General features: G+C 70.9%; 9 protein-coding genes. 3 read left to right on the top strand and 6 right to left on the bottom strand.

Going from position 1 to position 8,077, the window contains the following annotated elements:
- Positions 1-85 precede the first annotated feature (85 nt).
- From ACTIDRAF_RS0216510 to ACTIDRAF_RS0216490, 5 genes are all read right to left on the bottom strand, one after another.
- Complete coding sequence (locus ACTIDRAF_RS0216510; protein ID WP_157163077.1) at positions 86-337, bottom strand: hypothetical protein; 252 nt, start codon at positions 335-337, stop codon at positions 86-88.
- A gap of 176 nt (positions 338-513) precedes the next feature.
- Positions 514-1,440 (bottom strand): galactofuranosyltransferase GlfT1, encoded by a 927-nt coding sequence (gene glfT1 / locus ACTIDRAF_RS0216505; protein WP_016699829.1) that lies wholly within the window; start codon positions 1,438-1,440, stop codon positions 514-516.
- Entirely contained in the window at positions 1,437-2,258 is an 822-nt protein-coding gene (gene wzt, locus ACTIDRAF_RS0216500; protein ID WP_016699828.1) for a galactan export ABC transporter ATP-binding subunit Wzt/RfbE, read from the bottom strand. The genes glfT1 and wzt overlap by 4 nt, the downstream gene beginning before the upstream one ends.
- 76 nt (positions 2,259-2,334) lie before the next feature.
- Positions 2,335-3,198 carry a galactan export ABC transporter permease subunit Wzm/RfbD gene (gene wzm, locus ACTIDRAF_RS0216495; RefSeq protein WP_083886378.1) on the bottom strand — a complete coding sequence of 288 codons (864 nt, stop codon included), beginning with the start codon at positions 3,196-3,198 and terminating at the stop codon, positions 2,335-2,337.
- Between the two features lie 181 nt (positions 3,199-3,379).
- On the bottom strand, positions 3,380-3,970 hold the full coding sequence (locus ACTIDRAF_RS0216490) for a bacterial proteasome activator family protein (RefSeq protein ID WP_016699826.1): 591 nt from the start codon (positions 3,968-3,970) through the stop codon (positions 3,380-3,382).
- Between the two features lie 133 nt (positions 3,971-4,103).
- Here ACTIDRAF_RS0216490 and ACTIDRAF_RS0216485 point away from each other — a divergent pair, with 133 nt between their 5' ends.
- Together ACTIDRAF_RS0216485 and ACTIDRAF_RS0216480 are read left to right on the top strand one after the other, a co-directional pair.
- The gene (locus ACTIDRAF_RS0216485; RefSeq protein ID WP_016699825.1) at positions 4,104-5,303 is read left to right on the top strand and encodes a cysteine desulfurase-like protein; all 1,200 of its coding nucleotides are present in this window, start codon (positions 4,104-4,106) and stop codon (positions 5,301-5,303) included.
- A 142-nt stretch (positions 5,304-5,445) separates the two neighbouring features.
- A complete protein-coding gene (locus ACTIDRAF_RS0216480) occupies positions 5,446-6,159 on the top strand; it encodes a class I SAM-dependent methyltransferase (RefSeq protein WP_245533566.1) in 714 nt (237 codons plus the stop codon).
- A 37-nt stretch (positions 6,160-6,196) separates the two neighbouring features.
- Here the strand turns inward: ACTIDRAF_RS0216480 and ACTIDRAF_RS0216475 are convergent, their stop codons facing one another.
- Positions 6,197-7,183 carry an NAD(P)H-quinone oxidoreductase gene (locus ACTIDRAF_RS0216475; RefSeq protein ID WP_016699823.1) on the bottom strand — a complete coding sequence of 329 codons (987 nt, stop codon included), beginning with the start codon at positions 7,181-7,183 and terminating at the stop codon, positions 6,197-6,199.
- 119 nt (positions 7,184-7,302) lie between these two features.
- Here ACTIDRAF_RS0216475 and ACTIDRAF_RS29320 point away from each other — a divergent pair, with 119 nt between their 5' ends.
- Positions 7,303-7,863, top strand: a complete 561-nt coding sequence (locus ACTIDRAF_RS29320; protein WP_245533565.1) for a GNAT family N-acetyltransferase — start codon at positions 7,303-7,305, stop codon at positions 7,861-7,863.
- The last annotated feature ends 214 nt before the right edge of the window (positions 7,864-8,077 follow it).

Below are 8,077 nucleotides of genomic sequence, written 5' to 3'. Positions count from 1 at the left end.
CCGCCCGCCCCTCCCCGCCGGGGGCCGGGAACGGGCCACCCCGCCCCCAGGCCCCGAGGACGGGCCGGGCTGCGTCACAGGGCGTTCAGCGGCGGGCTCGTTGCCCGTAGGCGGTCACGCTGTGGCGCAGTTCGCTCAGGTGCGCGGTGGCAACCGTCGAGAAGTCGACGACCATCCTCCCACCGTCGGCGAGGTCGATGCTCGTGGTGTCGCCGTCCCGGACCAGGCTCTCCAGGTCGCCGGACAGGCTTTCGGAGGTCGAGTGGTCGACGGCGAGGACGATCGGGCTGCCGCCCGCGACGAGGTGCAGGGTGAGGGCGTGCTGTTCGGTGCTCATGCGCACCATCCAAGTCCTCCACGGCAGCACTCGCGAGGCGGTTCACCCACGGCGTACCGCGTACCGGTGTTCGTCGCACGCCGGAAACCGGGGCCTCCGCGCGGCGAACGCACCAGGACGTCCGACCGCCGGCAGGGCGCGCGCCCGGCCCGCCGAGCCGGGCGCCTCCGCCCCGATCAGGCCCGGAAGAAGCGCTCCTGCTGCCCCTGGCGCACCAGTCGCAGCCACTTCACGAACGCCTTCGGATCGCGCCGGACGCCGAGGAAGTACAGGCCGAACCGGAAGACCTCCAGCAGACCCAGCTTGCGCATCCCCGGTTTGGAGAGCAGGTACCCGCGGTTCCGGTAGGTGTAGTACCGCTTGATCGGGTCCTCTGGGTCCTGGGCGTGCAGCCGCCCACCCAACATCGGCTTGAACTCGGCCGACCCGTCCGGGTGGACGAAGGTGGTGCGGAGCGAGGTACCGAAACGCAGTCCCGACCGGGCAACCCGGCGGTGGATCTCCACCTCGTCGCCCCGGAAGAACATGCGGTAGTCGGGCACCCCGACGACGTCGAGGGTGCTGGCGCGGAACAGGGCGCCGTTGAAGAACGAGGCGATTCCCGGGAGGAAGTCCTCGCCCAGTTCGTCGCGCTGCCGCTTCCAGGTCAGCCCCCGCCGCATCGGGAAGGCGAGCAGTTCGGGGTGGTCGATGTTCACGACGACCGGCGAGACGACGGCCAGGCGCCGCCGCTCCGCCTCGTCGAGGAGGATCTCCAGGGCGTTCTCGTCGGCCGGACGGCCGTCGTCGTCACCCAGCCAGATCCACTCCGCCCCCAGGGACAACGCGTGCAACATGCCCAGCGCGAAACCGCCGGCCCCGCCGAGGTTGCGCTGGGACAGCAGGTACGTCGTCGGGATCGGGCAGTCCGCGACCACGTCGGCAGCCGACTGGTCCGGCCCGTTGTCCACCACGATGAGGTGGTCGACCTGCCTGGTCTGCGCGGCGATGACCTTCAGCGAGTCGGTCAGGAGCTCCCGGCGGTGCCGGGTGACGATCACCGCCACCACGGCCCCCTCGGGGAGGGTCACGTCCTCGCTCCGACGTCCGGAGGCGGCGCTCACGCGCTCTCACCCGCGGGAGCGGAGGCGGGCGAGCCGTGGCCGAGCCTCTCCAGGCCTTCCTTGCTCATGTGTTCGTACGGGTCCCGCCCCTTGTACGCGGTGAGGACGTCCCTGATGGGGCCCTGCATCCGCACCTGGCCCTTGTCCATCCAGATCGCCTTCGTGCACAGTTCCATCAGCATCTCGTCCGCGTGCGAGGCGAACACGAGCAGGCCCGACCGTTTGACCAGGTCGTTGAGCCGGTCCCTCGCCTTCGCGAGGAAGGACGCGTCGACGGCGCCGATGCCCTCGTCCAGGAGCAGGATCTCCGGGTCGATCGAGGTGACCACGCCCAACGCCAACCGAACCCGCATACCCGTCGAGTAGGTCCGCAACGGCATCGACAGGTAGTCGCCCAGTTCCGTGAACTCGGCGATCTCGTCGACCCGTGACTCCATCTGCTTCCTGGTCATTCCCAGGAAGAGACCCCGGATCATGATGTTCTCGATGCCGTTCATCTCCGGATCGAGGCCGACACCGAGGTCGAAGACCGGTGCCACCTTGCCGACGATCCTCGAGTGGCCCCTGGTCGGCTCGTAGATGCCCGAGAGCAGCCGCAGCAGCGTCGACTTGCCAGCGCCGTTGTGGCCGACCAACCCGACGCGGTCGCCGTGGGCGACCGAGATGTTGATGTCCCGCAGGGCCTCGATGACCGGCACCTTGCTGTCGGTCCCGATCTTGCCGCCCGCCTTGTTGAGCACGGCCTTCTTCAGCGACCGGGACTTCGCGTCGAAGATCGGGAAGTCGACCGATGCGTTCCAAACGTCAATGCTGACCACGTGTCAAGGCCTCACTCGGGGCGGGGGTGGAATCGTTGGCGTTGTCCGGCGCACGGGGGCTGGCTCCAGTGTGCGCCTAGACCCAGTAGGACACCCTGGCTCGGTAGTTGCGGAGCATGAACAGCGCGACGGCCCAGCCCACGACCGTGATGGCGCCCACGACGAGCCAGTTGGTCGGGTTCGTCTCCAGGCCGAGCATGGGACGCCGGACCATCTCGATGAAGTGCATGAACGGGTTGAGCTGGGCCAGCACCGCGCGCTCGCGGACCACGGCGCTCTCGCTGTTGATGAGCGTCTCGTAGCTCCAGACGATCGGCGTCAGGTAGAAGAGCAGCTGCACGATGTTGCCCGTGATCGGGGGGATGTCCCGGAACCGGGTGCTGATGATGCCGACCAGCAGCGAGGCCCACCCCGCGTTGACGATGAGCAGCGCCAGGGCGGGCACCACCAGCAGCAGCGACAGGTCCACCGGCTGCGGGAAGATCGCGAAGATGATCAGGTAGATCAGCAGGTTGTGGGCGAAGAACAGGGTCTGCCGCCACACCAGCCGGAACACGTGCGTCGTCACCGGCGCGGGGAGGTGCTTGATCAGGCCCTCGTTGGCGATGAAGACCTGGGCGCCCTCGTTGATGCAGTTCGAGATGAAGGTCCAGCAGATCAGCCCGACGGCCACGTAGGGCAGGAACTCGTGGAGCGGGTTGCCGAACAGACCACCGAACAGGATGCCCAGCGCGAGCGTCATCACGCCCGTGCTGATGGTGATCCACAGCGGGCCGATCACCGACCGGCGATAGCCCTGCTTGATGTCCTGCCAACCCAGGTAACCCCACAGGTTGCGCTGCCTGGCTGCCTGGGCGATGTCCTGGAACGCGCGACTCCACGTGCGAGAGGAGTGCGCGGCTGCGGGATTCGCCTCATCGAGGGTGCTGCTTACCTGCACGAAGTGCAGCGTACCGGCGGCACCTGAACGGCTTACTCGCTGGTTGGCAGTCTGGCCCTCACCGTAACCGGTGAAGCCTTTCGCCCCAGGTGAGGGACGGTGTCACATGGGGTGACAGACACCACGACGTGGTGCCCCTCGCGGCGCCGTCGCCCCCGGCACCGCGAGGGGCGAACCGCGCTCAGAGGTACTGGCCGGTGCCCCGCAACGGACTCTGTTCACCCGGATCGGTGACCTTCGTCCCGGGGGGCAGCGCGCCGCGGCGCATCTGCTGGAGCTGCGCCTGCACGGCCATGTGCTGAGCGAACAGCGCCGTCTGGATGCCGTGGAAGAGCCCTTCCAACCAGCCCACCAACTGGGCCTGGGCGATCCGCAGCTCCGCGTCCGTCGGCGTGCTCCCCTCGGTGAAGGGCAGGGACAGCCGCTCCAACTCCTCCACCAGCTCGGGCGCGAGGCCCTGCTCCAACTCCTTGATCGAGGAGGTGTGGATCTCCCGCAGCCTGTTCCGGCTGGCCTCGTCGAGCGGAGCCGCCCGGACCTCCTCCAGCAGCTGCTTGATCATGGTGCCGATCCGCATCACCTTGGCGGGCTGTTCGACCAGGTCGTTGACGTCCTCGCCGCCTGCGGCGTCCTCGGCGCCCTCCGGCACCTGCGCGGTGCCGATGGGGACACCGTCCTCGCCGAAGATCACCACCTGCCGACCAGGGGTCGCCCGCTGCTCGCGGGACTCGTCCTGGTACTCGCCGGAGTTCTCGTCGGTCTCGTGACTCATGGGTCCATCCTCGCGCTGTCGACGGGCTCGGGACGAGCCGGGCTCACTCGCCATCCTCCGCGTCGGGTACCCGGACCGGACCGGACGACGACCCCGAGGGACCGGGGCCCTCCACCGTACGTACGGTGTTCGCATGGCCTTCGACGTCGCTCGGGTCCGCGGACTGTTCCCCGCGTTGGGCGATGGCTGGGTACATCTTGACGCGCCGGCGGGCATGCAGATTCCCGAGCAGGTCGCCACCGCCGTCTCCACCGCCCTGCGCGCCCCGGTGTCCGGTCCCGGCGGGATCTTCCCCGCCTCCCAGCGGGCGGAGGCCATCGTCGAGGCCGCCCGCCGCGCCGTCGCGGACCTCGTGGGAGCCGATCCCGCCGGGGTCGTGCTCGGACCGAGCGCCGCCGTGCTCCTGCAGCGACTCGCCGATGTCGTCTCCGAGGGCTGGGTCGCGGGTGACGAGGTCGTCGTGTCCCGGCTCGACCACCCGGCGAACGTCGCGCCCTGGCAACGGGCCGCCCAACGCACGGGTGCCTCGGTGCGTTGGGCCGAGGTGGACATCGAGACCTGCGAACTCCCCGAGTGGCAGTACCAGGACGTGGTGACGCCCAGGACCAGGGTCGTCGCCGTCACCGCCGCCTCCGGGGTCGTGGGCACCCGTCCCGACATCCGGCGGATCGTCGACACCTCGGCCGAGGCGGGAGCCCTGGTCGTCGTCGACGGTTCCGCCGCCGCGCCCTTCCTCCCGCTCGACCTCACCCTGATGGGAGCGGACGTCCTCGCGGTGTCCGCCTCCTCGTGGGGCGGACCACCGGTCGGGGCCCTCGTCTTCCGGGACGCGTCCCTGCTCGACCGCTGGTCCGCCGTGGCGCTCGATCCCGGAGCGCGCGGTGCCGAACGCCTGGAACTGGGGCCGCACGCCTACCCGCTCCTCGCCGGACTGGTCGCCTCCGTCGACTACCTCGCCGCCCTGGACGACGCCGCCGTCGGCCCCCGCCGCGAACGCGTCCTCAGCTCGCTCCGCTCGGTGAAGGCGTACCAGGCGGGTCTGCTGGCCAACCTGACCTCAGGACTGCGCGCCCAGCAGCACGTGACGGTGATCGGGGACGCGATGCGGCGGGTGCCCGCGATGGCGTTCACCGTGCGGGGGGTGAAAGCGGCCGATGCGGTCGAACACCTCCTCTCGCGGGGCGTCTGCGCCTTCGACGACCCCGGTACGCACGGTGTGTTCGCCGTGCTCGGGGGCGGTGAGGTCGGTGGAGTCGTGCGACTGGGACTCGCCCACTACACGACCGGCCTGGAGATCGAACAGCTCCTGCGGGCAGTCGCGGAACTGGGTTGAGAGCCCGCGTCCGCCACCCACCTCGCGGGTGAGGCCACCCGCATCCCGCTGACTCCACGTCTCCCGTCCTCCCCTCCACCCGGCCGGCCGGGTGACGAGGCAGCCGCACCTCCGACGCCACTTCGCTACCCTGTGCTCACGGATGGTGATGGGGTTGCGGGCGAGGGCGACGGCGACTCCCCGCCGTGCGGAAGGGCCGGGCGAGGTGGAGGAGAGCGAACGGTCCCACGCCGAACTCGGGGCGTGGCTGCGGCTGGCACCGCTGTTGACGGAGTACCTGCCCTTCCCCACCGGCTCGTTGCGGGCGGCCGCGCTGACCCGTGTGCTGGACGAGGTGGCGCTGGGGGACCGCAGCGTCCTCCTGGAATGCGGCTGCGGGTGGTCGTCGGTGGTGATCGCCCGCTTCCTCGCCCGCAGGGGGTTCGGACGGTTGCTCTCCCTCGAGGACGACGGCGAACGCGCCGCCTTCGTCACCACCCAGCTCAGGCGCGAGGGGTTGACCGAGGTGGCCAGGGTCGTGCACGCCCCGCTGGCCCCGCACCCCGGCTCGGTGGACGACCTGCCCTGGTACGAGCCGGGGCAGGTCTTCGAGATGGTGACGCGGTACGTGGACCGCAACGGTCTGATCGACCTGGTGCTGGTCGACGGCCCCCACGGCGGGCCGGGTGGCGGGCTGATCCGGTACCCGGTCCTGCCCGTGGTGCGGAACGCGCTGGCGCCGGGAGCGGTGGTGTTGTTGGACGACGCCGACCGCGCCGGGGAGCAGGCGGTGATCCGGCACTGGACGACGGAGTTCGGGCTGCGTTTCACGCGGGACGGGACGAGTGGGCTCGCCGCCGCGACGCTCACGGTGTGAGCCACGGGGACGAGCCCACCAGGGTGCCCGCGCGGGTTCAGACAGTCAGCAGGATCTTCCCGACCACGGACCCGCTGTCGAGCAGTTCGTGGGCGCGGCCCGCCTCGGCCATCGGGACCCGGTCGTGCACCACGGGGCGAATCGTGCCCTCCGCCAGCAGCGGCCAGACCTTGCTGACGACATCGGAGACGATGCCGGCCTTGCCGCCCGGGCCCGTCACCGGCCGGCCCCGCAACGCCGTCGCCGCCACGCTCGCCCGTTTCGTGAGCAGTGTGGACAGGTCCACCTCTGCCCGCCGCCCACCCTGCATGCCGATCACCACCAGTCGGCCCCCCACCGCGAGGACCTCGATGTTGCGTTCCAGGTACTTGGCTCCGATGTTGTCCAGCACGACATCCGCGCCGTGGCCGCCCGTCGCCCGGGAGACCTCCTCGACGAAGTCCTGTTCGCGGTGGTTGACCAGGATCTCGGCCCCGAGTTCCCGGCACCGGGCCAGTCGGTCGGCGGAGCCCGCCGTCGTCGCGACCGTCGCGCCCAGCGCCCGGCCGAGCTGGATCGCGAAGGTCCCGACCCCACCCGCCCCACCGTGGACCAGCAGCACCTCGCCCTTGGCGAGACGGGCCACGTCCACCAGGTTCGACCAGACGGTGCACGCCACCTCCGGCAGACCCGCCGCCGTCACCAGGTCGACGCCAGCCGGTACCGGCATCAGCTGCTCGGCCGGTACCGCCACCTTCTCCGCGTAGCCGCCACCGGCCAGCAGCGCGCACACCTCGTCACCGACCCGCCAACCGGTCACACCCCTGCCGAGCGCCGCGACCGTGCCCGAGCACTCCAGGCCCAGGATGCCGGACGCGCCCCGAGGTGGGCGGTACCTGCCCTGCCGCTGCAACAGGTCGGCCCGGTTCACCGCGCTCGCCGCCACGTTGACGACGACTTCGCCCTCCGCCGGCCTGGGATCGGGCAGCGGTGCCCACCGCAGCACCTCCGGGCCGCCAGGCTCGCGCACTGTGATCGCTCGCATGGGAGAACCGTACGGCCACCGCCGGTGGGCGTCAGCGCGGCGGGCGGCGCGTCGCCCGCCATCACCCGCTGACCGGCAACGGAGGTACCGGACGGTCGCGAGCCGGGAAGAATGGGGCGATGTCGATCGAGAACCCCTGGCCGCTGGGCGACCTCGTCCTCACCTCGCCCCGGCTCGAACTGAGGCCGGACGACGACGAGGGGCTGCGGGAGTTGGTGGAGCTCGCCCGTCAGGGCATCCACCCGCCCGAGCGAATGCCCTTCACCACGCCGTGGACAGACGTGCCCCCGCACGAACTGGGGGTGAACACGGTCCGGTTCCACTGGCGGCAACGCGCGGAGGTCACCCCCACGACCTGGACCATCAACCTCCTCGCCCGCTCGAACGGAACGCTGGTCGGCGTGCAGCAACTGGCGGCCGCGAACTTCCCCGTGGTGCGGACCGTGGTCAGCGGATCCTGGTTGGGGCGCCACCACCAGGGCCGAGGGCTGGGCACCGAGATGCGGGCCGCCGTGCTGTCCTTCGCTTTCGACCACCTCGGTGCCCGGTTGGCCAGGACGGGTCCTTCGAGGACAACCCCGCCTCGGTGGCGGTCAGCCGGCGCCTCGGGTACCGGGAGGACGGGACCCAGGAGGTCGAGCGCCGTGGTGAGCTCGCCACGATCCGCCGGTTCGTCCTGAACGCGGAGGACTTCGACGCGCACCGCCCCGAGTGGCGGGTGCGCGTGGACGGTCTGACCCGCTGCCGCGAGTTCTTCGCCGGCTGGTCGTACCCGGGGTGATCGATCGACTCCCCAGCGTGCTCGTCGGGCGGTACCTTCGTCGGCACGGGGTTCCCCGCCCGCACCGCCCGAGACCGGGTGGCGGCGCATCACCCGCCGCCGGCCCTCGGCGG

The sequence above is a fragment of the Actinoalloteichus spitiensis RMV-1378 genome (assembly GCF_000239155.1).
GTDB lineage: Bacteria > Actinomycetota > Actinomycetes > Mycobacteriales > Pseudonocardiaceae > Actinoalloteichus_B > Actinoalloteichus_B spitiensis.
This window is presented reverse-complemented; position numbering and strand designations above follow the sequence as displayed.